This is a genomic window from Campylobacter sp. (assembly GCF_030528245.1).
GTDB lineage: Bacteria > Campylobacterota > Campylobacteria > Campylobacterales > Campylobacteraceae > Campylobacter_D.
This window is the reverse complement of the sequence record NZ_JAUMZG010000021.1, coordinates 1-26,697: the sequence shown is the minus strand read 5'-3', so window position 1 is coordinate 26,697 and position 26,697 is coordinate 1. Positions and strand designations below refer to the sequence as shown.

General features: G+C 44.5%; 25 protein-coding genes. 19 read left to right on the top strand and 6 right to left on the bottom strand.

All coding sequences use genetic code 11. The annotated features are described in order from the left end of the window. Nucleotides 1-41 precede the first annotated feature (41 nt). Nucleotides 42-326 carry a hypothetical protein gene (locus Q4A73_RS05010; protein WP_303206343.1) on the bottom strand — a complete coding sequence of 95 codons (285 nt, stop codon included), beginning with the start codon at nucleotides 324-326 and terminating at the stop codon, nucleotides 42-44. A 1,032-nt stretch (nucleotides 327-1,358) separates the two neighbouring features. Here Q4A73_RS05010 and Q4A73_RS05005 point away from each other — a divergent pair. Genes Q4A73_RS05005 through speA form a run of 8 tightly spaced genes read left to right on the top strand, consistent with a single transcriptional unit; the run spans nucleotide 1,359 to nucleotide 8,345 of the window. Beyond that, nucleotides 1,359-2,132 (top strand): MetQ/NlpA family ABC transporter substrate-binding protein, encoded by a 774-nt coding sequence (locus Q4A73_RS05005; protein ID WP_303206342.1) that lies wholly within the window; start codon nucleotides 1,359-1,361, stop codon nucleotides 2,130-2,132. Nucleotides 2,133-2,177: 45 nt separating this feature from the next. Next, nucleotides 2,178-2,960: a MetQ/NlpA family ABC transporter substrate-binding protein gene (locus tag Q4A73_RS05000; RefSeq protein ID WP_303206341.1), complete on the top strand. Its 783-nt coding sequence runs from the start codon at nucleotides 2,178-2,180 to the stop codon at nucleotides 2,958-2,960. 8 nt (nucleotides 2,961-2,968) lie between these two features. Next, a complete protein-coding gene (flgA, locus tag Q4A73_RS04995) occupies nucleotides 2,969-3,631 on the top strand; it encodes a flagellar basal body P-ring formation chaperone FlgA (protein WP_303206340.1) in 663 nt (220 codons plus the stop codon). Continuing rightward, complete coding sequence (locus Q4A73_RS04990; protein ID WP_303206339.1) at nucleotides 3,628-4,218, top strand: UbiX family flavin prenyltransferase; 591 nt, start codon at nucleotides 3,628-3,630, stop codon at nucleotides 4,216-4,218. The genes flgA and Q4A73_RS04990 overlap by 4 nt, the downstream gene beginning before the upstream one ends. 27 nt (nucleotides 4,219-4,245) lie before the next feature. Next, on the top strand, nucleotides 4,246-4,722 hold the full coding sequence (coaD, locus tag Q4A73_RS04985) for a pantetheine-phosphate adenylyltransferase (protein ID WP_303206338.1): 477 nt from the start codon (nucleotides 4,246-4,248) through the stop codon (nucleotides 4,720-4,722). After that, entirely contained in the window at nucleotides 4,713-5,294 is a 582-nt protein-coding gene (gene tmk / locus Q4A73_RS04980; RefSeq protein WP_303206337.1) for a dTMP kinase, read from the top strand. The genes coaD and tmk overlap by 10 nt, the downstream gene beginning before the upstream one ends. After that, entirely contained in the window at nucleotides 5,287-6,513 is a 1,227-nt protein-coding gene (gene hisS / locus Q4A73_RS04975; RefSeq protein WP_303206336.1) for a histidine--tRNA ligase, read from the top strand. The genes tmk and hisS overlap by 8 nt, the downstream gene beginning before the upstream one ends. Then, nucleotides 6,510-8,345, top strand: coding sequence for a biosynthetic arginine decarboxylase (gene speA / locus Q4A73_RS04970; protein ID WP_303206335.1), 1,836 nt, complete (start codon nucleotides 6,510-6,512; stop codon nucleotides 8,343-8,345). Before hisS ends, speA begins: the two co-directional genes overlap by 4 nt. Here the strand turns inward: speA and hemH are convergent. Genes hemH through Q4A73_RS04955 form a run of 3 tightly spaced genes read right to left on the bottom strand, consistent with a single transcriptional unit; the run spans nucleotide 8,340 to nucleotide 11,175 of the window. Then, nucleotides 8,340-9,239 carry a ferrochelatase gene (hemH, locus tag Q4A73_RS04965; protein ID WP_303206334.1) on the bottom strand — a complete coding sequence of 300 codons (900 nt, stop codon included), beginning with the start codon at nucleotides 9,237-9,239 and terminating at the stop codon, nucleotides 8,340-8,342. The two genes, speA and hemH, sit on opposite strands and share 6 nt — an antisense overlap. After that, complete coding sequence (locus tag Q4A73_RS04960; protein WP_303206346.1) at nucleotides 9,236-10,096, bottom strand: Gfo/Idh/MocA family protein; 861 nt, start codon at nucleotides 10,094-10,096, stop codon at nucleotides 9,236-9,238. The genes hemH and Q4A73_RS04960 overlap by 4 nt, the downstream gene beginning before the upstream one ends. Beyond that, a complete protein-coding gene (locus Q4A73_RS04955) occupies nucleotides 10,096-11,175 on the bottom strand; it encodes a DegT/DnrJ/EryC1/StrS aminotransferase family protein (RefSeq protein WP_303206333.1) in 1,080 nt (359 codons plus the stop codon). Before Q4A73_RS04955 ends, Q4A73_RS04960 begins: the two co-directional genes overlap by 1 nt. Nucleotides 11,176-11,277: 102 nt before the next feature. Between Q4A73_RS04955 and alaS the strand changes: the two genes are divergently transcribed. Genes alaS through Q4A73_RS04930 form a run of 5 tightly spaced genes read left to right on the top strand, consistent with a single transcriptional unit; the run spans nucleotide 11,278 to nucleotide 18,793 of the window. After that, nucleotides 11,278-13,812 (top strand): alanine--tRNA ligase, encoded by a 2,535-nt coding sequence (alaS, locus tag Q4A73_RS04950; protein WP_303206332.1) that lies wholly within the window; start codon nucleotides 11,278-11,280, stop codon nucleotides 13,810-13,812. Further along, nucleotides 13,812-14,360, top strand: coding sequence for a septum formation inhibitor Maf (gene maf / locus Q4A73_RS04945; protein WP_303206345.1), 549 nt, complete (start codon nucleotides 13,812-13,814; stop codon nucleotides 14,358-14,360). Before alaS ends, maf begins: the two co-directional genes overlap by 1 nt. After that, on the top strand, nucleotides 14,357-16,282 hold the full coding sequence (locus tag Q4A73_RS04940; RefSeq protein WP_303206331.1) for a penicillin-binding protein 1A: 1,926 nt from the start codon (nucleotides 14,357-14,359) through the stop codon (nucleotides 16,280-16,282). The genes maf and Q4A73_RS04940 overlap by 4 nt, the downstream gene beginning before the upstream one ends. Before the next feature lie 19 nt (nucleotides 16,283-16,301). Then, nucleotides 16,302-18,230, top strand: a complete 1,929-nt coding sequence (locus Q4A73_RS04935; RefSeq protein WP_303206330.1) for a hypothetical protein — start codon at nucleotides 16,302-16,304, stop codon at nucleotides 18,228-18,230. Nucleotides 18,231-18,250: 20 nt separating this feature from the next. Continuing rightward, on the top strand, nucleotides 18,251-18,793 hold the full coding sequence (locus Q4A73_RS04930) for a hypothetical protein (protein WP_303206329.1): 543 nt from the start codon (nucleotides 18,251-18,253) through the stop codon (nucleotides 18,791-18,793). A 22-nt stretch (nucleotides 18,794-18,815) separates the two neighbouring features. Here Q4A73_RS04930 and Q4A73_RS04925 read toward each other — a convergent pair whose 3' ends face one another. Further along, entirely contained in the window at nucleotides 18,816-21,389 is a 2,574-nt protein-coding gene (locus tag Q4A73_RS04925) for an AAA family ATPase (RefSeq protein WP_303206328.1), read from the bottom strand. 83 nt (nucleotides 21,390-21,472) lie between these two features. Continuing rightward, nucleotides 21,473-21,763, bottom strand: coding sequence for a metal-sensing transcriptional repressor (locus tag Q4A73_RS04920; protein ID WP_303206327.1), 291 nt, complete (start codon nucleotides 21,761-21,763; stop codon nucleotides 21,473-21,475). A 110-nt stretch (nucleotides 21,764-21,873) separates the two neighbouring features. On the opposite strand from Q4A73_RS04920, the gene Q4A73_RS04915 reads away from it, so the two are divergent. Genes Q4A73_RS04915 through Q4A73_RS04890 form a run of 6 tightly spaced genes read left to right on the top strand, consistent with a single transcriptional unit; the run spans nucleotide 21,874 to nucleotide 26,640 of the window. Continuing rightward, nucleotides 21,874-23,187, top strand: coding sequence for a S41 family peptidase (locus Q4A73_RS04915; protein WP_303206326.1), 1,314 nt, complete (start codon nucleotides 21,874-21,876; stop codon nucleotides 23,185-23,187). Further along, entirely contained in the window at nucleotides 23,184-23,915 is a 732-nt protein-coding gene (gene purC / locus Q4A73_RS04910) for a phosphoribosylaminoimidazolesuccinocarboxamide synthase (protein WP_303206325.1), read from the top strand. Before Q4A73_RS04915 ends, purC begins: the two co-directional genes overlap by 4 nt. After that, the gene (gene purS / locus Q4A73_RS04905; protein ID WP_303206324.1) at nucleotides 23,899-24,135 is read left to right on the top strand and encodes a phosphoribosylformylglycinamidine synthase subunit PurS; all 237 of its coding nucleotides are present in this window, start codon (nucleotides 23,899-23,901) and stop codon (nucleotides 24,133-24,135) included. Before purC ends, purS begins: the two co-directional genes overlap by 17 nt. Before the next feature lie 21 nt (nucleotides 24,136-24,156). Next, nucleotides 24,157-24,804, top strand: coding sequence for a phosphoribosylformylglycinamidine synthase subunit PurQ (gene purQ, locus Q4A73_RS04900; RefSeq protein ID WP_303206323.1), 648 nt, complete (start codon nucleotides 24,157-24,159; stop codon nucleotides 24,802-24,804). Nucleotides 24,805-24,815: 11 nt separating this feature from the next. After that, nucleotides 24,816-25,967, top strand: a complete 1,152-nt coding sequence (locus Q4A73_RS04895) for an SH3 domain-containing protein (protein WP_303206344.1) — start codon at nucleotides 24,816-24,818, stop codon at nucleotides 25,965-25,967. Continuing rightward, nucleotides 25,945-26,640, top strand: coding sequence for a lysophospholipid acyltransferase family protein (locus tag Q4A73_RS04890; RefSeq protein ID WP_303206322.1), 696 nt, complete (start codon nucleotides 25,945-25,947; stop codon nucleotides 26,638-26,640). The genes Q4A73_RS04895 and Q4A73_RS04890 overlap by 23 nt, the downstream gene beginning before the upstream one ends. The last annotated feature ends 57 nt before the right edge of the window (nucleotides 26,641-26,697 follow it).

Here is a 26,697-nt window from a genome sequence, read left to right as displayed (position 1 = left end):
ATTGAAAATTTGAAAAACGAAATTTTCTCAAGAATTTATTTTTAAAAATTTAAACCCAAATAAGCCCCATAAAAACGTACTCCCGCTAGGCTCACAGTCCTCACCCTGCCCTGAGCTAAAAGTTTGCTTAAAATCCGCTTGGAGTCCGCATCAAAGCTCGCCTCCACGTCCATCTCGCTTTGAGGACGCAGGGCGAGCATTTTCAAAAGCTCCTCCTCGCTAAAACGAAGCCTCCGCCCACCATACTGGCGCCTTGAAATCAACACAGGCACGCTATCTATCAGCCAAGAAAGCTCCACAAGCCTCTCCTCACTCACGGCCCTCACAGCATAGGCCGGGGGACGATCGAGCGTGCTTAAAAATTATTGAATTAATATAATGCTTACAACAAATAACTATGTTCCATACTCAATGTGTACATTATGCGTACATTTATTTACAAAAATGTATTTGTTACTGTGTTTTTAAAAAAATGTTTTTAATTTTCGAAATTATTATATTGGTTGGTTTTTAAAAAAAATTTGAAAAGCAAAAAATGAATTTATATTAATAAAATGATAATTACTTAATCCCATCTCAACTCACGGCATTCTAAGTCGCATAATAGGCTGATATTTTTCTTAAAGATAAAATATCAAATTTTGTATTCGTTTAATATAAGTTTTAATTCTTTTTTCGTTAGGTGTTTTAAATTAAAAAATTTATTGTATGAATTTGAATTTTTCCTTATTAAACACTAAAATCTAAAGTATCAAAGATAATGGGTGTGAAATACGATTTTTGTCTTTAAGTTTTTTAAATATCTTTCGAAATTTCGAAAAATTCTCACAGATGTCATAAAATATAAAATAACGCTACAATCATCAAACACAAAATCAAGGATTTCGTCAATATTTTATCTAAAAAATTTAAAATTTAGACAAATATCAATATTTACTTTAGTTTTAAAAATAATTTAAAATTTTAATATAGTGATACTTGAACTTATAAACAATCTAACATTAGGTTATCAAATATTAGGATTAAGATTAAAATAAAATACCAAACAGTGGAATTTTAAAACAATAACAATGAACGAGATAAATCTTTGAATTGATTTTATTATTTATTAAACAATAATTAGATTTTATTTTATCTTAAAGATTGTCAAAGTAGAATCCGGGACCTAAGACTTTATATGGAATTGAAAATATAGTCAATTTGGTATAGAAATTTTAGGAATTCTAGCATGCTAAAATGCCTGATAGCGCATTGTTTTAGCTGTATGACACTAAATAAAGCTTTTGTTTGGTTAGAAAATGGGGCTTTGAGGGCAAAACAAATGCGACAAAATCATCTCTAAGAAAAAGGAGTAAACAATGAGTATTAAAAATATACTTTTAGCGAGTCTTTTGGGGTTTGCGGTCAGTCTCGGTGCTGCGGAGAAAGTTGTAGTCGCGGCCACACCTGTCCCACATGCTGAAATTTTAGAGCAAGTTAAACCAGAGCTTGAAAAATCTGGCTATACGCTTGTGATAAAGGAATTTACCGATTATGTTTTACCTAATTTAGCCACTGATAATGGTGAGGTTGATGCTAATTTTTTCCAGCACACTCCCTATTTGAAAGAATTTAATAAAAGCAGAGGCACAAAACTGATAGGGGTGTCGGCTGTACATATTGAGCCTATGGCTGTTTATTCTAAAAAATACAAAAATTTGGATGATATTAGTGAAGGTGCAACCATAGCTGTGCCAAACGACCCGACTAACGAGAGTCGCGCTTTGGATATAATTGCAAAATCAGGCTTGGTAAGCTTTCAAGATAAAGCCTTAAAAACTCCCCTCGATATCATAAACAATCCCAAAAAGCTTAAATTTGCAGAGCTTAAAGCTGCCCAGCTTCCCCGCGCTCTCAACGATGTGGATATAGCTGTGATTAATTCCAACTACGCCCTAGCAGCAAATCTTAACCCCGTCAAGGATTCTATTTTTATCGAGGATAAGGATAGCCCTTATGTGAATATCCTTGTCGTCAAAGAAGGAAATGAGCAAAATCCTAAAATTCAAGCCCTGATTAAGGCTTTGCAAAGTGAAAAAGTTAGGCAGTTTATTGTCGAAAAATATGGCGGCGCTGTCGTTCCTGCTTTCTAAATTCCCATGAAAAAGTGCAAATTTTTTCTAGCATAAGGATGCTCTATGGGCTTTATTAAAAGAATTCTTGTAGCGAGTGTTTTTTTTAGTATTTTCTCGTCCATTCTGTCTGCGAGCGATAGAATCATTACCATAGGGCTGACGCCTAATCCTTTCGCTATTATTGTTGAGTCTATGAGAGAGGACTTTGAAAAAGAAGGCTATGAGCTTAAGATTGTGGAATTTTCGGATTATATTTTGCCAAATAAAGCTTTGAGTGCTAAAGAACTTGATGCAAATTTGTATCAACACAAGCCTTTTTTAGACGAGTATAATAAAAACACCAAAAGCGATTTAGTCGCCACAACTCCCACAGTTATCGCCCCTATGGCTGTTTTTAGCAAAAAATTAAAAAATCTTAACGAGCTTAAAGACGGTTCCAAAATAGCCATCCCAAACGACCCGACAAATGAAAGCAGAGCTTTAGAGCTTTTAGAAAAAGCGGGGCTTATTAAGCTAAATGATAAAAAGCTTAAAACCCCCATTGATATAGTGGAGAATCCTAAAAAGCTTAAATTCCTAGAGCTTAAAGCCGCACAGCTTCCTCGCGCTTTAGGCGATGCGGATGTGGCTGTGATACCTACAAATTATGCACTTGGAGCGAAGCTAAATCCACAAAAAGGACTTTTCATCGAGGATAAAAGTAGCCTATATGCCATAGTTGTAGCCGTTGAAGCAAAAAATAAAGAGAGCGAAAAAACTAGGATTATCAAAGAGGTGCTAAAAAGCGAAGCGGTAAAAAACTTTGTGGAGAAAAAATATAATGGTGCTGTGATTAGTCTATTTTAAGGAAAAATATGAGGAAAATTAGCTTCTTATTCTTAGCCTTATGGCAATTTTTAGAGGCTGGGAATTTAGAACGCGTTAAGGACGCCCTGGCTAAAGAGTATCAAAATAATTTTCCTCAAATTATCATTAAGCAAATTGACTTAAAAATCACATCTTTACCAAAAGAATTTGAAAATTTTGAGTTTTTGCGTATTGCTAATGGTAAATTTAACAAGGCTCAAGGCTTTGTGAGAGCCGAATTTAAAACCCATCAAAACATTTCTAAAAATGTTTTTTTTCGTTATTTTATCCGTGCAAATTTAGAAGTTTTGCGCAGCACAAGAGCGATAAAGCGAGGGGATAGGCTTGGTGCGCTTGATTATAGAATTGTTTTAATGGATTTTGATAAAGTGCCAAGCAATGCCCTAAGTATAGATGATTTAAACAATATTCTTGCAAAAAATAACATCAACAAAAACACCATTTTAAGAGAAAATATGTTCAAAACCACAGCCATCATTAAGCGCGGCGATTTGGTGGTTGGAGTTTTAAGAGATAGCGGCGTTGATGTTTTGATCGAGCTTGTATCCTTGCAAAGTGCTAATCTAAGCGAGAGAATTCGCCTTAAAAGCAAGGAGGGCAAGGTGATGCAGGGCACGGTTATAGGTAAAAATAGAGTGCTTTTACAATGAAAATTTTGGTAGGAATTTCAGGCTCCAGTAGCGTTTATTTGGGCTTTAAACTGCTTCAAAATTTAGAAAAAAAATCCAAAGTTTTCTGCGTTTTAACACAGCATGCCAAAAGCAGCTTTTTGGCCGAAAATCCCCAATTCAAATGGAATTTACAGCATTTTAGCACCCTAGCAAGCGAGCATTTTTCCCTCACGAAAACGCAGTTTTTGTGCGACGATGATCTGTGTGCTGGGGCATCAAGCGGCTCTTTTGGCATCACAAAAACCATCATCGCGCCCTGCTCGGTCTCCACCCTAGCAAAAATTCACTCAGGCCTAGGCGATACCCTGCTAACAAGGGCTTGCATTGTTGCCCTCAAGGAGCGCAAAAAGCTCATTTTAGCCGTGCGCGAAATGCCCTTTTCCACGCTAAATTTGGAGCACATGAGCAAACTTTCTCAGCTTGGCGCCATCATCGCTCCGCCGATTGTGGCGAGTTATTTTGGATTGCGAGATTTGGAGGGTTTGGAAAATTTCATCGTGGGAAAATGGCTTGACTTGCTTGAAATTCCGCATAATTTGTATCAAAAATGGGAAAGACCTCAGTGAGGGGCATCTTAAAATTTAGGAGAAAAATTGACCTGTTTGTATCCGGGGAGCTTTGACCCCATTACCAATGGACACTTGGATGTGATAAAAAGGGCCCTAAAAATTTTTGACAAAGTGATCGTCGCCGTGGCAAAGAGTGAGCAAAAAAATCCTCGATTCAGCCTTGAAAAACGCAAGGCCTTAGCCCAGATCGCCACGCGGAATTTAAACCAGGTCCAAATCATAGGCTTTGAAAATTTACTCGTGGATTTGGCCAAAGAGCTTCAGATCAACACCATCATAAGGGGACTAAGAGCCGTGAGCGATTTTGAGTATGAGCTGCAGATTGGTTATGCGAATAACGCCCTTTGGGATGAATTTGAAACCATCTATTTGATGCCCAATTTAAAAAACGCCTTCATTTCAAGCTCCATAGTCCGCGCCATCCTAGCCCACGGCGGCGATGTCAGCTCCCTGGTGCCCAAAGAAATTTTACCCCTCCTCAAGGATGAGCCTTGTATGTAGTTTTTGAGGGGATTGACGGCGTGGGCAAGAGCACGCAGATTGAGCTTTTGCGCCCGATTTACCCCGATGCCATTTTCACTCTAGAGCCCGGCGGGACAGCTCTGGGTAGGCACTTGAGGGAGCTTTTGCTGGATAAACCCTATGCCCTGGATAAAAGAACCGAATTTTTTCTTTTTCTAAGCGATAGGGCTAGGCACTATGAGGAGGTGCTGCGCCCCAACCAAAACAGGCGCATCATCAGCGATAGAAGCTGCATTTCAGGCATGGCTTATGCGAAGGAATTTGAGCTTGAAACCCTATTTTTTTTCAACCAATTCGCCCTGGATGGTTTTTTCCCTCAAAAAGTCGTATTTTTAAAAGCGGATGCCGCCCTCATCCAAACCCGCCTCCATCACAAGAGATTGGACAGCATAGAAAGGCTTGGTGTGGAGCATTTTTTAGCCGTGCAGGATAAACTTGAGAAGGTTTTAAATTTTTTGAAAAAACAAATTTTCATAAAAATTCTAAGCCTTGATGCGGGAGAGGACAGGGACCTACTTTCTAAAAAAATAAAGGATTTCATCGATGATTAGCGCATTGAAAGGGATGAAGGATTTGCTAGGCTCTAGGGCCTTTTATTATGAAAAAATCATCAAAACCTGCGAGGAAGTGGCTAAAAATTATCATTTTTCTTTCATCCACACCCCGCATTTGGAGCTGGTGAAGCTCTTCAAAAGAAGCGTGGGAGAGAGCTCGGACATAGTCGGCAAGGAAATGTATGAATTCACCGATAAGGGCGGTAATGAAGTAGCTCTGCGCCCTGAGGGCACGGCGGGGGCGGTGAGGGCCTATGTCGAGGCTAAATTGGATAGGACAAAGAGCGTTCAAAAATGGTTCTATCACGGCTCGATGTTTCGTTATGAAAGGCCGCAAAAAGGCCGCTTGAGGGAGTTTCATCAATTTGGCGTTGAGAGCTTTGGTGAGCCTAGCGTTTATGAGGATGCTAGCCTCATTTTGATGCTGGTTGAAATTTTCACCCGCCTAGACATCGCTTTCACGCTTTGCATCAATTCTTTGGGCTGTGCCGTCTGTCTTGGGCGATACCGCGAGGAATTTCTGTCCTTTTTGGAGCAAAAAGAGGGTCTTTGTGAGGATTGTCTGAGGCGTAAAAAACTCAACCCCATCCGCATTCTAGACTGCAAAAACGAATCCTGCCAAAATCTGCTTAAAAACGCTCCTGCCATCAGTGAGCGGCTTTGTCCCTGCTGCGGCGAGGATTTTGAAATTTTGCAAAAAATTTTGAGGGAAAATCGCGTGGAATTTGTAGTCGATACAAAGCTGGTTCGCGGGCTTGATTATTATTCTAAAACGGCTTTTGAATTTCTCAGTGATGCCATCGGTGCCAAGGCTGCCATCGCCGGCGGGGGGCGCTATGATAGGCTCATAGAGGATTTGGGTGGTAAGGGGGGCTTTGGCGTGGGCTTTGCTGTGGGGATAGAAAGACTCATGGCGATTTTGGAGCAAAAGGAGCAGGAGGTGGCGCGGGATGGGATTTATCTTTGCGCCTTGGATGAGGAGTATATTGGCGAGCTTTTGCAAATCGCCACAAGATTGCGAAAAAGGCGTAAGATTTATTTAAGCTATGAGGCGAAAAAACTGGCCAAACACCTTGAAAGTGCTGATAAAATGGGCTTTGAATTGTTTCTCTGCATGGGGGAAAATGAGGCGAAAAATGGGCATTTGTTTTGCAAAAATTTGAGACTTAAAAAGGACGAAATCCTTGAAATTTCAAAACTGGAGGAAAGATTATGATGGATTATGGCTTGGAGCTTTGGGGGAATGAGAATTTCATCATTAAGGACGGCAAAATTTGCATCAACAGCGGCAGCAAACCCGCCCTCATCGACATCGTAAAAACACTCCGCAATGACGGCTACAAGGGCCCCCTCCTCCTGCGCTTCCCCCACCTCATACAAAAGCAGATTGAAAGCATTTATGGCAGTTTTGCTAAGGCGAGGAAGGAATTTGGCTACAAGGGCGGCTTCAATGCCGTTTATCCGCTCAAGGTCAATCAATACCCGGGCTTTGTCAAAAACCTAGTAAGGCTAGGGAAGAGCTATAATTACGGACTTGAAGCGGGCTCAAAGGCTGAGCTTTTACTCGCGATGGCCTACAACAACGAAAACGCCCCCATCACCGTCAATGGCTTTAAGGACAAAGAGCTCATCAACATCGGCTTTATCGCCGCTGAAATGGGGCATAACATCACCCTAACCATCGAGGGACTGAATGAACTCGAGGCCATCATTGAAATTTCCAAAGAGCGTTTCAAGCCCAAGCCCAGCATAGGACTGAGGGTGCGTTTGCACTCCGCTGGGGTCGGGATTTGGGCGAAGAGCGGGGGGATCAATTCTAAATTCGGTCTCACATCCACAGAGCTCATTGAGGCCTTCAACCTACTCAAAGAAAACAAACTTTTGGAGCAGTTTAGTATGATCCATTTTCATTTGGGATCGCAAATCAACGAAATCCACCCCCTCAAAAAGGCCCTCAACGAGGCTGGAAATATCTACACCGAGCTTAGAAAGATGGGGGCTAAAAATTTAAAGGCCATCAATCTGGGCGGGGGTTTGGCCGTGGAGTACTCGCAGTTTAAGGACGAAAAAAGTCGCCATTACACGCTTAGAGAATACGCCAACGATGTGGTTTTCATCCTCAAAAATATCGCCGAGCAAAAGAGCGATGTCGAGCCTGATATTTTTGTCGAGAGCGGACGCTTCATCGCCGCTTCGCATGCGATTTTAATCGCCCCTGTTTTGGAGCTTTTTTCCCAAGAATATGCAGAAAGCAAGCTCATTTTGAAAAAGCAAAATCCCAAGCTCATCGATGAGCTTTACGACCTTTATCAGAGCATCAAGCCCACCAACGCACTAGAATACCTCCACGATAGCATCGATCATTTAGAGAGCATTTTGACCCTATTTGACCTGGGCTATGTGGATCTGAAGGACCGCTCAAATGCCGAAATTCTCACCCAGCTTATCACAAAAAAGGCCATTTTGCTTTTGAAAGACAAGCCCAATGCCGCAGATTTGCGCGCTATACAAAATGAGGTCCAAGAGCGCTATTTGGTGAATTTTTCCCTCTTTCAGAGCATGCCAGATTTCTGGGGACTGGCGCAAAATTTTCCCATTATGCCCCTGGATAAACTGGACGAAAAGCCCACAAGAAGCGCGAGCATTTGGGACATCACCTGCGATAGCGATGGAGAAATTTCCTACTCAAAGGACAATCCCCTCCTCCTGCACGATGTAGACATTGAAAAAGAAAGCTATTTTTTGGGCTTTTTTCTCGTGGGGGCCTATCAAGAGGTTTTGGGTATGCGGCATAATCTTTTCACGCATCCAACTGAGGCTAGCGTGCGCGTGAGTGATGCGGGCTATGAGCTAGAGGACATCATCGAGGCGCAGTCCATCCTTGATATTTTGGAGGATTTGGACTATGACATCCATGAGATTATGGATATTTTAAACGAAAGAATTTCTGCCTCCACCCTCGTGGATGAAAAGCAAAAAAAGCACATTTTGGGCGAGCTTTATCTTTTCTTAAACGACAACGGCTACCTCAAAAGCATAGGATTATAGGCGGCTTAGGATGAAGTTTTGAAATTCCAAGCTGTCATTGGGACAGGGCACGACTTTGTAGTTTTTGGCCGCGATTTTTCGGTATTCGATTTCAAGCTCAAAAACGGTCTCGGAGCAATCGATGCAAAAAGAAAGCGGATAAATCAAAGCCTCATTTTTCAGTCCCGCTAAAAGAGAGGCCGTGCTAGGTCCTAGCCACTTCACAGGGCCTAATCTGGACTGATAGCCCAGCAAAATTTCCTCAAACCTCCCCTCCAAACCACGCCGCAAAAGCTCCACGTGCTCCCTCACATGCTCCTCATACACATCGCCCTTTTTGATGTGAGAAAGGGGCAGGGAGTGGGCGGAGAAAATGAGGGTTTTGGCGGGGAATTGGGCTGAGTGTCGCAAGATATGCTTGATGATCATTTCATTATAAATCGCATCCTTGTAAAAAATGTCGATTTTTTTAATTTTTGCTTGAATTTTTAGGCGCCCCAAAACCTCATCCAGGGCCGAAAAAGCTGAAGTTACGGTGGTTTTGGAGTGGTGCGGGTAAAGCGGGAAAAGTATGATTTCATCCTCTTTTGTAAAATCATAGCGCCCCAAAACCTCATCCGCAAAGGGACTCACGTATAAATTCACAAAATCAAACCCAACCCCCCCTCCCCTAGCAAAAAGCCTCCCACAAAGCGAGGCAGTGAGGGCATTTAGCGGGGATTTGCCACCGATCTGGGTGTAATTTTTCCGCATCGCATCCACCCTCATTTTTGTGATGCAAAAGGCAAGAAAAGAGCGTAAAAATTTATTCTCAATCCCCAAAATATAAGGGTCGTTGAACATATTTTTTAAAAAAATTTCACAATCTTCTAGCCTTTCTACCCCGCCCATATTTAAAAACAAAACAAGCCTCAAAGCCGCCCCTCCAGCACGGCCTGCACCCTGTAAGCATCCTCAATGCCTGCTAAAAAATGCCTCCCCCCATCAAGCCAAGCTAAAAGCGCCTCATGCTCACCAAAAAGCGGCGTTTTGCCCTTTAGCTTAGAATCTAGCTCAACCCTCACGCCGTCTTTAAGCAGAGTGAAATTCAGCAAGTCGGCCTCAAAAAAATGCTCCTTCGTGCCAAGATGAATTTTCCTAAGACTTAGGGGATAGTTCCAGCTTTGATGGAGGCAGGCCATGCTATTTCCAAGCTCACAGGCGATGATGCTCTCATTTTCTTCGTGCGCCTTGCTAAAAATCAAAGTCCTTTGAATGCGCTCACCACTCAAAAAACCCAACAAATCCAAATCATGCACAGCCAAATCGTGCAAAATCCCCACATCCTTGATGCGCTCGGGACGCGGCGAAAATCTTTGGATGCTAAGACTGGTGATTTTTTGATTTTCAAGCTCCTTTTTCAGGGACAAAACAGCAGGATTAAAGCGCTCACAAAGGCCCACGGCGATTTTTTTCCCATAAGAAAGCCCGCTCAATCTTTCAATCTCGCTTAAATTTAAGGCCAGGGGCTTTTCAATCAAGAGGGCGGGGCATTTTTCCAAGGCTCTAGTAGCCACTTCTAGATGCGTGTTTGTGGGCGTTGCGATGATGATGAGGTCGCTTTTTTGCCCTAAAAAAGCGTCAAAATCCGTATGAAAAATCTCCCCAAATTCGTTAAGTTCAGGTTTGGGGCGCAAATCAAAAAGTGCATTGACTTGAAAATTAGGATTTTTTTGGAGCTCGCGCAAATGATTTTGTCCCATTTTCCCAAGCCCGGCTATGCCGATTTTTATCAAAACGCTTCCTTAAAAGCCCTCACCACCCTCTCCTGCTCCGCCTCAGTCAAAAAGGCTGAAAAAGGCAAGGAAAGCACATGATCGCTCGCATATTGCGAATTTTTAAGCTCTAAATTTGCAAATTTGCTAAAACAGGGCTGACGATGTAGGGGCCTAGGATAATGGATAGCATAGGGCACTCCGGCCCTTTCAAAGGCCTGCATCACGCGCTTTCTATCCTCGAGCAAAATGCTATATTGCGCATAGACGCTGCGGGCTTGGGGGTGGATTTTTGGGATGCGGCAATGCTCTAAATTTTCATCATAAAACCTAGCCAAAGTCTGCCGCCTTGCGATTTCTTGATCCAAATACTTGAGCTTGACCGACAAAATCGCCGCTTGCAGGGTATCCAGGCGCCCATTGATGCCTATGAGCTCGTGATGGTAGCGCTTGCTCTGTCCGTGATTGAGCAAAATTCTTATCTTCTGCGCTAAATCATCATCATGGCAAAAAACCGCCCCACCGTCTCCATAAGCGCCCAGGGGCTTAGCGGGAAAAAAGCTCGTGCAAGAAATTTTTGCGATGGAGCAGGACTTTCTCCCCGCAAAATCTGCCCCAAAGCTTTGTGCGCCGTCTTCGATGAGGCTGATGTTTTTGCCATCACAAAAGTCATTTAGCCCCGCCCAGTCGCCCATTTGACCGAACATACTCACCGCAATCACAGCCTTAGTTTTAGGCGTGATGGCCGCTTTGACATCCTCGAAATTTAAATTAAAATCGTCTAAATTTATATCCACAAAAACGGGCTTAGCGCCGATGAGAGCGACCATCTCAGCCGTAGCGATGAAGCTAAAACTAGGCACGATGACCTCATCTCCCTCTTTGATATCCAAGGCCCTCAAAGACAAATACAGAGCACTCGTGCCGCTTGAGCAAGCGATGGCGTGCCTTATCCCCACAAAATGCGCTAAATCGCCCTCAAATTCCTCAAGCCTCGCCCCGCCTATGAAGGAGGAGTCTGTCAAAATGCCCCTAATTGCAGCATCAATTTCATCTTTGTAAGCAAGATACTGCGCGCCAAGATTAATAAAATTCATAGCAGAACCTTAAAATTTTCACTAAAAAAGCCCTTATTTTATGTTAGTTTTGCTTAATTTAAGTTTGCTATGATTGCGGCTATATCTTAGTGAGGAAATGCGATGGATGTCAGAGCCGAATTTTTAAAATTTTTCCACTCAAAGGGGCATGAAATCACTCCCTCAAGCCCCCTCGTGCCAGAGGATGCCACCCTACTTTTTACCAATGCCGGGATGGTGCCTTTTAAAAATATCTTCACAGGAGAAATTCCACGCCCCACCCCTCCCCGCAAAACAAGCGCTCAAACCTGCATCCGCGCAGGCGGCAAGCATAACGACCTTGACAATGTCGGCTACACCGCCCGCCATCATACCTTCTTTGAAATGCTGGGAAATTTTAGCTTCGGGGACTATTTTAAAAAAGAGGCCATCGCTTACGCTTGGGAATTCGTTACTCAAATCCTAGCCCTCCCCCAAGAAAGGCTTTGCGTAACCGTGCATGAAAAAGACGATGAGGCCTACGCACTTTGGCAGGAGCACCTCGCAAAGGAGAAAATTTATCGTTTTGGCGATAGGGATAATTTCTGGCAAATGGGCGATACGGGACCTTGTGGCCCTTGCAGTGAAATTTTCTACGACCAGGGCGCTGCGCATTTTAATGGCCCTGAGGATCACATGGGTGGAGAGGGGGACCGCTTTTTGGAGATTTGGAATTTGGTTTTCATGCAGTATGAGAGGGGGCCTGATGGCGTGCTAAGACCCCTGCCGCATCCTAGCATCGACACGGGCATGGGGCTTGAGAGGGTTGTGGCGATTAAGGAGGGGAAATTCAGTAATTTTGACAGCTCCCTTTTCATGCCCATCATCGATAAAATCGCCCAGCTTTGCGGCAAGAACTATCGCTATGAAGAGGGAGCGAGCTATCGCGTCATAGCCGATCATATCCGCTCGAGCACCTTTTTACTCGCACAAGGCGTGGGCTTTGACAAGGAGGGGCGGGGCTATGTTTTGCGCCGCATTTTGCGCCGCGCCCTGCGGCATGGCTATTTGCTAGGGCTTAAAAGGCCCTTCATGTGCAAGCTTGTGGATGTGGTTTGCGCGCTCAACGGCGGGCATTATGCGTATTTGCTTGAAAAAAAGGCGATGGTGAAGGAGCAGATGAGGGCCGAGGAGGAGCGCTTTTTGGCGACCATAGAAAACGGCATCGAGCTTTTTAACGCCGAGCTTGCAAGGACGGAGCGAATTTTTAGCGGGGAGGTGGCCTTCAGGCTTTATGACACCTACGGCTTTCCTTTGGATTTGACCGCGGACATGCTGCGGGAGAAAAATTTGAGCGTGGATGTGGCTAAATTTGAAGCCCTGATGCGCGCCCAAAAGGACAGAGCGAAGGCCTCTTGGCGTGGTAGCGGGGACAAAACCGCAAGCGGGGATTTTAAGGATCTGCTTGAGAGATTGGGAGAAAATAAATTCATCGGCTATGAAAGGACCGAGAGCCAGAGTCAAATTTTAGCCCTTTTGGATGAGGATTTTCGGCAGGTGGAGGGGCTTGGCGCCGGAGAGAGGGGGTGGGTGCTGCTGGATGAGACACCCTTTTACGCCACAGGCGGCGGACAGGTGGGCGATGAGGGCTGGGTGGGGGAGAGTGCCGTTTTGCAGACCCAGAAATTTTTTAAGCTCAATCTAAGTCTCGTGGAGACAAAAGCGCCTCTAAAATGCGGACAAAAAATTCTGGCTAAAATCAACACGCACAAGAGGGAGCAAAGTGCCAGACATCACTCGGCCACGCATTTGCTGCATTTTGCCCTGCGTAAAATTTTAGGCCCCCACATCACGCAGGCGGGCTCGCTGGTGGAGTGGGACAAGCTGCGTTTTGACTTCACGCATCCTAGGCCCCTGAGTGCAGCCGAGCTTGGAGAAATTCAAAATTTTGTCAACGCCCTCATCATCAAAAGCGATGCGGCGATCGTGCAGAATTTGCCCCTAGAAGAGGCGAAAAAAAGCGGCGCGGTGGCTCTTTTTAGCGAGAAATACGAGGGTGAGGTCAGAGTGCTAACCCTAGGCGAGAGTAAGGAGCTTTGCGGCGGGACCCATGTGCAAAACACGGCCCAAATCGGCTCTTTTTACATCCTCAAGGAAGGCGGCGTGAGTGCGGGGGTGCGGCGCATTGAGGCGGTGGTGAGTGAGGCGGCCTTAAAGCACGTAGCAGCGGCGTTTGGGGAGCTGAGTTTGGCGAGGGATGCGCTTAAAAATACCGATCTTTTGAGCGGGATAAAAAGGCTCAAAAATGAAATCGCAAAACTCAAGCAGGAGCTTAAGGGCAAGGGTGAGAGCGGCCTTGAGGGCGTGGAATTTAAAGACTGCTGGCTTTGCGTGAGCAAGGTCGAGGGGGGGGACATTAAGGAGATGATCGATGCGTTTAAAAACAAACACTCCCGCGCGGTTATCGTGCTTTTCAAGCCTGTGGGGGATAGGGTGGAGCTAGCTTGCGGGGTGAAAAACGCTCCCTTAAAAGCGGGGGGGTTGGTTAAAGAACTGGCCGCGCTTTTGGGCGGTGGGGGTGGAGGCAGGGATGACTTCGCCACGGCTGGGGGGAAGGATTTGAGTAAGCTGGATGCGGCGCTGAATTTAGCCCGAACCCTCATCGAGGCGGGGCTTTGATGCTCTATCTCGCCTCGTCCTCGCCCTCTCGTGCTGCCCTTTTGAAGGAAGCGGGCATCGCCTTCGTGCAGAAAATTTGTGAGTATGATGAGGATGTGGATAAAACTTTGCCCCCGAGTGTTTTCGTGCAGAGGGTGGTTTTGGAAAAAGAAAGGCAGTTTGGGCAAGAATTTGCAGACTTAGCTGGAGAGTGCCTGCTTTTTGCCGATAGTATCGTGAGCCTTGAGGGGAAAATTCTCACTAAGCCCCACGATGATGCCGAGGCTCTGGCTAGCCTTGAGGCGCAAAGCGGCAAAAGCGTGAGTGTGCTGAGTGCTTTTTTACTTTCTTGTCCGCAAAAGAGGATCTTTTCGCTTTCAAAAACCACGCTGTTTTTTGGGGAATTTGACCCAGGCGATCTCAGGGACTACATCCAAAGCGGGGAGTATCTGGGCAAGGCGGGGGCCTTGATGTGCGAGGGTTTTCATCAAAAATACTGCCTGAAAATGGTTGGCAAACGCAGCACGGCTCTGGGGCTTGATGTGGAGAATTTAAAGGCTTATTTATGAAAATCTTAAAAATCATCGCTTCACTCTTGCTTTTGATGGGGATTTGTGCGGCGATTTATGTGAGCTATCTTTTCGCGAGTGCGGACACGGAGGGCTATACCTTCAAAGAATACAGTCCCCCCCTCAGCACGCAAATTTATGACAAAAACGGCAGACTCATCGCCAACATCTTCGAGCAGCATCGCTTTTACGCGCCCTATGACGAGCTGCCTGCGCGCCTCATCGAGGCCCTCATCGCCATCGAGGATACGGCATTTTTTGAGCACAATGGCGTGAATGTTGATGCGATTTTTCGCGCGGTGCTTAAGATCATCAAAAGTGGCGGGCAGACTATGGAGGGCGCCTCGACCCTCACCCAGCAGTTCATCAAAAATACCGAACTCACTCCCGAGCGAAGCCTAGAGCGTAAAATCCGAGAAGCCCTTCTCGCCTACAAAATGGAAACGCAACTTAGCAAAGAGCAAATTTTGGAGCGCTATTTGAATTTTATCTTTTTTGGGCACGGCTATTATGGCGTCAAAACGGCGGCGCAGGGGTATTTTCACAAGAATTTAAACGAGCTAAGCCTCAAAGAGATAGCCATCCTCGTGGGCATGCCCAAGGCGCCTAGCAGCTATGATCCGACCAAGCATCTTGATTTGAGCATAGCGCGGGCGAATAATGTCCTCGTGAGGATGTATTCTTTGGGCTGGATTTCAAAGGATGAATACGAGCAGGCGATGGAGGAGGTGCCTGTGGTGTATGATGATACCCTCACGCAAAATGCAGCGCCCTATGTGGTTGATGAGGTTATTAAGCAGCTTGGGCCCCAGTATGCTGACTTGAAAACGGGGGGCTATAAAATCACTCTTAATATTGACCTGGATGTGCAAAATATGGCGCGTGAGGCCCTAAAATTTGGCTACGATGAGATCGTTAAGAGGGACAAGGATGCGAATTTGAGCACCCTCAATGGGGCCATGGTGGTGGTCAATCATCAAAACGGTAATGTTTTGGCCCTCGTGGGGGGGGTTGATTACGAAAAAAGTCATTACAACCGAGCCACGCAAAGTGCGCGCCAGCCCGGCAGCTCTTTCAAGCCCTTTATTTACCAAATCGCGGTGAATTTAGGCTACTCGCCCGCCAGTGAGGTGGCGGATATTTCGAGGATTTTTGAAGGGGGCGCGGGGAATAATGAGGACTGGAAGCCCAAAAACTACGGCGGCGGACTGGGCGGATTGGTAACGCTCAAGCAAGCGCTTACAAATTCTAGGAATCTAGCCACCATCAATTTGGCTTTGGACATCGGGCTTGATGTGGTGCATTCTAAGCTCGTAAATATGGGCTTTAGTAACATCCCCGCAGACCTCTCCATCGTGCTGGGGAGCTTTGGAATTTCGCCCTTGAAATTTGCGAAATTCTACACGATGTTTGGCAATTATGGCTCGATCAGGGAGCCGATTTTGATAAGGGAAATTCGCGATAAGGAGGGTAAAATCGTCGCTGAATTTGACTCCAAAGAGGAAAGGGTGAGCGATGAGGCGCAGAGCTTTTTGGTGCTGGATATGATGAAAAATGTCGTCGAAAAGGGCACGGGGCGCAATGCTAGGGTGGCAGACATCGAGGTGGCGGGCAAAACGGGCACGAGCAACAAAAGCGTGGATGCGTGGTTTGTGGGACTCACGCCCGAGCTTGAGGCTGTCATTTGGTATGGCAATGACGATAACAAGCCGATGCGGTGGTTTGAGGGGGGTGCGAGGACGGCGGCGCCTGTGTTTAGGGAATTTTTGAGCAAGTATTTGGAGAAATTCCCCGATACCAAGCGCAAATTCAGCATCCCAAGCGGGGTGCGAAGCGGCACTTACAAAGGCGAGAGGGAATACTACACGCCCAAATCCCCGCTACCGCAGCAGAGGATTTACGGGGGCGAGGTTTTGTTTTGATGAAAGTTGTGATGCCATCATGATAAAACAAGCATACGAAGAGATAGACTACAAAGTCAAATTTAGCCAAGAGTATTTTAACCCCAAGCTTTGCAAATATGATAATGAGCGAAGAGATATTATTTTATTTGATAAAAAGGGCAATCCACTTTTATATATTGAAGCAAAAGTTACCCTAAACCCACAAGAAAGAGCAAAAGCCCTAGCCCAAGTCGTGCTAACCAACAAAAAGCAAAAGCATATCCTAAACCATCTAGCCCTAATCTATAAAGAAAATGGCAATGATATTTTAGAATTTATTGAGCTTTTAGATGATTCTGTGATGTTTAATAATGATTTTCATTGGGAGAGTGAGACCCCAAGCACCCCAAGCCGCGATGCGATTGATAGAATCAACGATAGATTAAGACAAAGTGCGAAAATCATAAAATATGTAAATAATGAGATTAAAGAGTTTTATGCCAACTTACTCAAAAGAGAAGATTTAGAAATCTCTATCACGCTTAAAAACATGGTAACCATTTTTCACGCGTGGAAAGAAGCCTTAACTTTTAAAAATGAGATAAAAAACGAGCAAACCTTAATCAATCTCTTTTTAGTAGATATGCTAAACAACACCAAATACAAAGACAGCCTTATAATCGTAGGCACAGACTTAGGCTCACAAAAGCCCCTAATACGAGAAGGCACAGACCTAAACGCCTTTAGCATAGAAATAAACGAAAACAAACAAGAAGTAAAATTTATAGATGATAAAAATGAAAAATTCTACACTATCCCAAATCTACAAGCCTATACAGCCTTTTGGCAGAAATACAAACGCCCACCTGCAAAAGATGAGTTTTTAAAAATCTTAGAAGAATCGCATTTGCTTTATACTGATAAATACCGCAAAGACACAGGCGGAGAATACACACCCTTTTTCTTTGTGAGTGAGCAAAACAAGATTTTAGAGCAGTATTGCCTAGATTCTAAAACAGACTTAAAAGACTATATCATTTATGACCCTTGCTGTGGCGTGGGCAATTTAGAAAATCAATTCTCAAAAGAGATAAAAAAGCAATGCTACTTAAGCACACTAGATTCTAAAGATGTGGATATTTGTAAGATTAAGGATTTTGAAAATGTGGTGCAATTTGATTATTTAAAAGATTCTAATGAGCCAGAATTTACACACGGCGGAACAGAACTCACTATAAATGAAATCGTCAAAAGAGAAAAGAAAAAGCTAATGGTTATAATGAATCCGCCATATCAAAACTACACAAACTATCAAGGCAAAAGAGAGAATAAAGCTATAAGCTTTTTTAACAAAGTTTTAAGGCTAGAGCCTGAAGTGATAGTGTTTTACTATAAAACCGAGCAGATGTTTAGCGAAGCCCTAGAAGCCTATCAAAAAAGCGGACTAAAAATGTATAGCCATATTTTTAGCACAGCTAAAACCTTTAATCTAAGCGATTGGAGTATCTCTCAAATGATTTTTAGCAAACACTTAGGCGATACGATAAATGATAAGTCTTTTACCGCCAAGCGTTATGAAAGGGACAAAATCGGCTTTAATTATGTCAAATCCTATGCTTATGATTTAGAAAGACCTAGTTTAGTGAAAGAGATAGACACAGCAATCAAGCAGAATCAAAAGGGAATGATTTTGGGGCAGTATAGTTACTTAAATAGCACAATTCTCGTTAGCAATGGCGGATTTGAAAAGGCAGATAAAATTACCACAGAGAATTTAAAATATACTTTGCTTTCTAAAGGTTTAAATTTTAACTCACACGCTAAATATTTTGAAAGAAGTCCCTATGTTTTAAAAGGCAAAATAAGCGAAATTCCACAAGAATTATTTAGCGATGCTATTGCGTTTTCATTATTTTTTAAAGGCAATCTATTTTCAAATAAGCCGATAAGAGAATCCGCTATTGTGCGGGGGGGGGGGACAAATTAGTCGCTCTTAAAAATTACATTATGCCTTTTAGTGCTGAAGACTTAGGCGGAGCGTGTAGGCATAACGACTTAAATGTGCTTTATCCTGAAAACGCTGAAATTATCCACCCTTATAGCAAAGATAAGGATAAAAATCTTTATAGCGAGGAGTTAAAGCCCTTTGACTTTAGAGAGTTTTTAAAGCAATTTAGCTTTAGTAAAGAAGCTAAAAGCCTTTTTAACGCTGCCCTAGAAGTTTTTAAATACTATCACGCAAATCCTTACTATCAAAACAAAGATTATAACGACAGCTTTTATGACATCACAAATGCCATAATGGAAAAAGACCCAAATGAATTTACAAATTTAGATGGCAAGAACAAAAGAATAGAACAGAAGAAAACCACTAAAAACACAAAAGGCTTTGCTAAAAATAATTTAAAAAATGCGAAACCAAAGATTCCAAGCAAAGATTTAGAGCTTTTCTACCACTTTTTTGAAATGCGAAATAATCTAGCGATAAAAATCAATGAAGAACTACTAGATTCCAACCTTTTACTATGGAAAAGAGAAAATATTTTTTAAATAAGGGACCATCCTTGTCCCATTAAAGTCGCTTAACAACCACCCCATTCTCATCTGCATCGATGAGGATTTCATCCCCCTCGCTCAGTGCTCCGCTCAAAATCATATCACTGAGCTTATCCTCCACCAGCTCATAAAGCGCCCTTTTAAGAGGTCTGGCGCCAAAATCCGCATCAAAGCCCTCCTTAGCGATGAGCAGCGCGGCATTTTCGCTCAAATTTGCCCCTATACCCTTAGCCTCAAGGCTCTTTTGCAAAGGCTTGAAAAGCAATTTGACGATTTCAAAGGCCTCATCCGTGCCCAAAGGATTGAAAATGATAAGCTCGTCCAAGCGGTTTAAAAATTCAGGCTTAAAAAAGCTCTTAAGCTCCAAATTCACAGCCTCCTCCCGCTCCTTGCCCCTTAAATTCATAATAGCTCCTGAGGCGATGTTGGAGGTCAAAATGATGATGGTGTTTTTAAAATCCACACTCACGCCCTTGCTATCGGTCGCCCTACCCTCGTCCAAAATGCTTAAAAGCACATTAAAAACATCCCCATGCGCCTTCTCCACCTCATCAAAAAGCAGCACACTGTAGGGCTTACGGCGCACGGCCTCAGTCAGCTCCCCGCCCTCCTCGTGCCCCACATAGCCCGGAGGTGCGCCCAAAAGGCGTGAGATGCTATGCTTTTCCATAAATTCGCTCATATCAAAGCGTATCATCGCCCTCTCATCATCAAAAAGAAACCGCGCCAAAGCCTTAGCCGACTGCGTTTTACCCACGCCAGTAGGCCCCAAAAACAAAAAGCTACCGATGGGTTTATTGCCCTCACCCAGCCCGGCCTTATTGCGCTTGATCGCCCTTGCCAAAGCCGCCAGAGCCCTATCCTGCCCCACAACGCTCTCCTTAAGATGCCTCTCCACCTCCAAAAATTTCTGCCTCTCGCCCTCAAGCATTTTCTGCACCGCGATGCCTGTCCACTTGCTCAAAATCCCAGCGACCAAGTCCTCATCGACCTGATTTTTCAGCAAAACGCCCCTCTCACTGAGGCCCTCCCACCTTTCCTCCGCACCCTCAAGCTCCTTCTGTGCGGCGGGGATTTTGCCGTATTCTAGCTCGGCCGCTTTTTGAAATTCCCCCCTACTTTTCGCCAAAGTGGCCTCATTTTTGAGGACATCCAGCTCTTTTTTCTTCTCGCTGATGGCGTCAAAAACGTTCTTTTCGTTTTCAAACTGCGCACTCAAACCCCGCTGCTTTTCCTTTAAATTTGCTAGCTCCTTGGCGATTTCCTCTAAGCGTTTTTGATTTTTCTCATCCTTTTCCATTTTCAAAGCCTCATTTTCCACCTCTAGGGTTTCAAGCTCCTTACGCACTTTTCGCAGTGAGGACGGCTCACTTTCGATCTGCATTTTAAGCTCCGCCGCCGCCTCGTCAATCAAATCGATGGCCTTATCGGGTAAAAATCTATCGCTAATATAGCGGCTTGAAAGCCTAGCCGCCGCCACCAAGGCCGCATCGCTAATGCTAACATTGTGATGAATTTCAAGCTTTTCCTTGATGCCCCGCAGCATGGCCAAAGCCTCATTGATGCTAGGCTCATTCACGCTCACAGGCTGAAAGCGCCGCTGCAGTGCCGCGTCCTTTTCAAAATACTTCCTATACTCTTTGAGCGTGGTCGCGCCGATGGTGTGAAGCTCCCCGCGCGCAAGGGCTGGCTTTAGGATATTGGCCGCGTCCATGCTGCCCTCACTCGCCCCCGCACCAACTATGGTATGAATTTCATCGATGAACAAAATAATGTTTTCATTTTCGACCACTTCGCGAACCACAGCCTTAAGTCTGTCTTCAAATTCCCCGCGATATTTTGCCCCCGCGATGAGGGCACTCATATCAAGAGCGATGAGGCGTTTGTTTTGTAGAGATTTGGGGACATCTTTTTGAACGATGCGCTGGGCGAGGGCCTCGACGATGGCCGTTTTGCCCACGCCCGGCTCCCCTAAGAGGATGGGGTTGTTTTTGGTTTTGCGGATGAGGATTTGCATCAAGCGGCCGATTTCCTCCTCCCTGCCGATGACAGGCTCAAGTTCCCCATCGTTGGCCCTTTGCGTCAAATCGATGCCAAATTTTTTAAGGCTATCTAGGGTTTCATCGCCACTCCTGCTTTCTATCTTGCGACCCGCGCGCAAATTTTCAAGCCTTTTTTTGAGCTCTTTGGGATCGATAAATTTGCTTAAAATTTCCTTAATAATGCCCACCTCACTCTCGCTGATGAGCCAAGTATCCACGCTAAGATAATGATCGCCTCTCGCATTCATAAGCCCCCTAGCCTTTTCGAGCGATCCGATGAGCTCACTGGAAAAGCGAATGCTTTCTCGGCTGACATTGGAGCTGGTGGGGAGACTTGAAATTTTGCTTTTAAGCTCTAGTTGGAGAGCTTCTGGGGAGAGTTTGAGTTGGTTAAAAATTTGATTCAAGATACTTGAGCTATCCACACTCAGAGCCCAGAATAAGTGTAGGGGCAGCACCTCGCTATTTTTTGAATGAATGGCCAAAGAAGCCGCACTTTCTAAATTTGAAAGCATAGAATCGGTTAAAAAATCTTGTAAATTTGCCATAAAATTCTCCTTAAGTTTTATAGTCTTATGATTATATAACTTTAGTCTATTTATGTCAAGTTTTTTTAATAATATTTTTTAATTTACTTTATAAACATATCAATAGCCTTCTGCAAATCCTCTATCATTTGGCGATTTCCATCCTCAAGAGCATGGATGAAACAATGACTCAAATGCTCCTTCAAAATGGCATTGGCCGTGTTATTGACCGCGCCTTTTACGGCAGCAAGCTGGATCAGAATTTCACTGCAATCCTTGTCATTTTCAACCATTTTTTTGACACTCTCTAGGTGTCCTATGATTTTCGCAAGGCGGTTTGAGATGCTTTTAAGATGCGCGGCAGAGTGCCTGTGGGAATGTTGTTCTTCCATCAAATTTTCCTTTAAAAATTTAAGTTTCATTTTAACACAATCGCATCGCTTGATTAAAATTTTTACGAATCCTTAAGTAAATTTAATTAAAATCCAAATCTTAAAAATTCTTTATGGAGTTCGTTTTGAAAAATAAAAATCTTCTCGCCATCTTTGCTGGGTTTATAGGCTCCTTGATTCTTTGCGTTGCGCTTAGTGGCGTGGTCTATGCCAAGGATGAGGAGCGACTTCAAAAGCGCTTTGAGTCTTTGGATAAATTCAATAAAACTTTGCAAATCGTGGAGCAGTATTATGTGGATGATCAAAACGTTAGCGACCTGATCGATAAGGCTTTGTCGGGACTTTTGAGCAATTTGGACGCGCATTCTTCTTTTTTGGATGAAAAGGATTTTGAGGATATGAAGATCCAAACCAGCGGCGAGTTTGGCGGACTTGGCATCACTGTGGGTATGAAGGATGGCGCTTTGAGCGTGGTCGCTCCTATGGAGGGCACTCCTGCGGATAGAGCGGGCTTGAAGTCGGGCGACGTCATCCTAAAAATCAACGAAGAGGCCACCTTGGGTATGAATTTAAATGACGCGGTGGATAAGATGCGGGGCAAGGCGGGGACTAAAATCACGCTGACCATCTTTAGAAAGGGCGTGGATAAGCCTTTTGAGGTGCGTTTGATACGCGAGATTATTAGGGTTGAGAGCGTTTATGCGAAGAAAATCGAGGATGAGGATATTCTTTATTTGAGGGTTACAAATTTTGACAAAAATGTCGTGGAAAAAGCAAAAAAAGAGCTTCAAAAGCACAGCGACAATCGGGGCATAATTTTGGATTTGAGGAATAATCCGGGAGGACTTTTGAATCAGGCCGTTGGACTTACGAATTTGTTTGTGAATGAGGGCATTATCGTCTCTCAAAAGGGTAGAAGCGAAAATCAAGAATACAGGGCAAATCCCCACAATAAAATTTCAAGCTCCTCCTTGGTCGTTTTGGTGAATGGAGGCAGTGCGAGCGCGAGCGAGATAGTGAGCGGGGCCTTGCAGGATTTAAAGCGTGCCATTATTGTCGGCGAAAATACCTTCGGCAAGGGCAGCGTGCAGCAAATCATACCGATAAACAAAACCGAGGCCCTGAGGCTCACCGTCGCTAGATACTACCTGCCAAGTGGGCGCACGATACAGGCTGTGGGCGTCAAGCCCGATATAGAGGTTTTACCGGGCAAGGTTGATGCGAAAGAAGGGGGCTTTAGCATCAAGGAAAGCGACCTCAAACAGCACCTTGAGGGGGAGCTTGAAAAGCTTGAGAAAAAAAAGGACAAGGAGGCTAAAAAAGCGGAAAAAGATCTCATCACAAGCCAACAAATCAACGAGGACATCCAGCTAAAATCCGCCATCGATACGATAAAAATTCTCAACATAAAAGGGATCACCCAATGACAAAAAAGGATTTGCTTTACGAGGGCAAGGGCAAAAAGATATTTCAAACCGATGAGGCTGATTTGCTCATCGCGGAATTTAAAGACGATCTGACCGCCTTCAATGCAGAAAAAAGGGGCAATGAAGCGGGTAAGGGTGCGCTCAATTGCAAGATCAGCACGGAGCTTTTTCATCTTTTGGAAAAAAACGGCATCAAAACCCATCTCATAAGAACCCTAAGCGATAACGAACAATTGATAAAAAAATGCCGCATCCTCCCTATCGAAATCATCGTAAGAAATGTAGCCACAGGGTCTTTGACGAAGAGGCTGGGCATCAAGGAGGGGACGATTTTGCCCTTTGCTTTGGTGGAATTTTGCCTCAAGGATGACGCCTTGGGCGATCCCTTCATCAATGATGATCATTGTTTGCTTTTAAATTTGGCAAGGGATGCGAAGCAGATTCTAGAAATCAAAAAAATCGCAAAGCAAATCAACGCCATTTTGTTGCCCTTTTTTGATACGAAAAATTTAAGGCTGATTGATTTTAAGATTGAGCTGGGTGTGAGCGCGGATGAGGAGCTCATTTTGGCCGATGAGATCAGTCCGGATAGCTGCAGATTTTGGGATAAAAATACTGATGAAAAGCTGGACAAAGACAGATTCCGTCAGGATTTGGGCAATGTCAAAATGGCCTATGAGGAGGTTTTGAAGAGGATTTTGGGGGACGAAGATGCGCGTAATCCTTAATGTTTTTTTAAAAGACGGCGTTTTGGACCCTCAGGGCAAGGCCGTAGAAAAGGCACTCCACGCCCTAAATTTCAAGCAGGTTCAAGAGGTAAAAGTGGCCAAGCAAATCCAACTCACCCTTAGCGAGGAGGACAGGGACAGGGCTCAGATTGCCGTGCAGAAAATGTGTGAGGAGCTGCTTGTGAACAAAGTGATAGAAGATTTTGAAATTTTATTTTAAAAGGCGAATTTAAGAGGAAAAATGAAGGTCGCGATCATTAGATTTCCGGGGACAAACTGCGAATTCGACACCCAATACGCCTTTTCCAAACTCGGCATCAAAGCGCAAATCATTTGGCATGAGCAGAGAGAATTTCAAGCCGATTTGGTCGTTTTGCCCGGAGGCTTTTCTTACGGAGATTACCTAAGATGTGCGGCGATCGCCAAGCTTGCCCCCGTGATGCAGGGCGTGCTAGAGCACGCTAAAAAAGGCGGCTTCATACTTGGCATTTGCAACGGCTTTCAAATTTTGCTCGAGGCTGGGCTTTTGAAAGGCGCGATGAGGCATAATGCGAATTTAAGCTTTATCTCCAAAGAGCAAGGGCTAAAGATCATCTCCAACGACAACGCTTTTTTAAGAAATTTCCAAAAAAACGAGCACATCACCCTACCCATAGCACACGGCGAGGGCAATTACTACGCCGATGAGGACACACTCAAAGAGCTGCACGATAAGGACCTCATCCTCTTAAAATACACGGGCAATCCCAACGGCTCACTCGAAGACATAGCTGGCATTTGCGATGAGGGCAAGAAAATTTTCGCCCTCATGCCCCACCCCGAGCGTGCTTGTGATAGAATTCTTGGTAGCGAAGTGGGGCTTAGAATGCTTGGGGGATTTTTGTCTTGAGGATTTTTGCTCTGTTTTTCTTGGGGATTTTGACCCTCTTGCAGGCTGAAGATCCCCTTAGGGCCTTAAATTTACCCGAGCAAACACAGAAATTCTACCAAAACGTAGCGCCCAGTGATGAGTTGGATGACTTTGAAAAAGAGCGTAGCGATCCCTTCGTTTCGAGGGGGGATTTGGCTTTGGAGCTTGAAGATTATGCGGATAAATTTTATGTGGGCGAGGTTTTTGCCCTAGAGCTTCATGCTAAAACGACTGAGGAGACAAATTTTGACTTTCAAATTTCTCCGCTCAAAAACGAAGATCTGCTTTTTTTAAATCCCAATCCAAAATGGGACAAGGTCAATGGGGGTTACAAAAGCACTTTATGGTTTGAGGCAAAAAGTCCCAATGCCAATCTGGATCAAATCATCGTCGAACTTTTGCGTAACAATAAGGCCTTTGAGAAGGCTAGTATCAATGTAGCAGATCTGAGGTTTGAAAGCCCCCCAAGCGCTCCAAATTTCTCGCACCTTGTCGCGAGCTCTTTGGAGGTCAAAAAGGTCAAAACGAGCCATTTTAACGATAAGGATGTCATCATGATGCTCGAGCTTGATGTGAAAAATGCGAATTTGAAAAGCTTTTTCATGCAGGGGATGCAAAGGCAGGGCATAGAAAATTTAAAGGGCGATTTTAACGCCTCAACGGGCTTTTACTACGCCATTTTTCCCGCTCATAAAAATGAATTCAGCTTTTCTTACTTCAACAAAGAAAGCAAAAAGCTTGAAAATTTCAAGCTCAAGCTCCAAATCAGCGATAATGAAATCAGCACGCAAAGCGACCTAAACCCCACAAGCAAAAGCTACAATCTCTACAAGCAATACGCCCTTTGGGCCCTGGCCCTCATCTTGGCTGCGCTTTTTGTTTGGAAAAAAGGCTATTTCATCCTAGCCTCCGCCCTGCTGAGTTTTGCACTGGGCTTTTTGATGGACACCAACACGCAAAGCGCGACACTAAAAAGCGGCGCGAGGGTGCAGATCCTCCCCACAGAAAACTCGACCCTTTTTCACACCGCCGAATCCAGCCAGAGGGTTGAAATTCTAGCCAAGCGAGGAAGATACACCAAAATACTGCTTAACGATGGAAAGATAGGATGGGCGCATCATGCGGATTTACGCAAGGATTAGAGCGGGGATTTTCTGGCTTTTTTTCATCATTTCCGTGCTTTGCGTTATCTTGGCCTTTTGCTTCACGCGCGATCAAAATAAAATCTGGCGCATCCGCAGGATTTGGGCGAGGACACAAAAATACACCATCGGGCATCAAATTTTACTGGAAGGAGAATTTGATCCAGAGGCGGGCATGATCGTGATGAATCATCAAAGCGCCCTTGACATCATCGCTTTGGAAGAAATTTATCCCAAAAATTTATGCTGGATCGCCAAAAAAGAACTGGGCGAAATCCCGCTTTTCAAGCACACCATCAAAAAGCCCAAGCTTCTTTGCATCGACAGAAAAAACCCCGCCGACTTGATGCGCGTGCTGAAAGAAGCTGGAGAAAGGCTGAGCGAGGGCAGAGTTTTGGCCATCTTTCCTGAGGGCACTCGCTCCAAAAGCGAAAAGCTGCTTAAATTCCAAAGCGGGGCTAAAATTTTAAGCGACAAACTGAGCCTGAAAGTCCAGCCCGTGCTCATCGTCGATTCGGCTAAAATTTTAGACACCAAGAATTTCACCGCACAAAGCGGGACACTAAAAATCATCTGCCTCGCACCCGTTGATACGAGGGACGAAAAATGGCTCGAAAACACAAGAAAACTCATGCAAGAAAGGCTTGATGCCGAAAGAGTCTCCCCAAACTGAGCGGAGTGCGACGACGGGGGAGATTGTGGCGCGCATTTATGAAAAAATGCAAGCGCT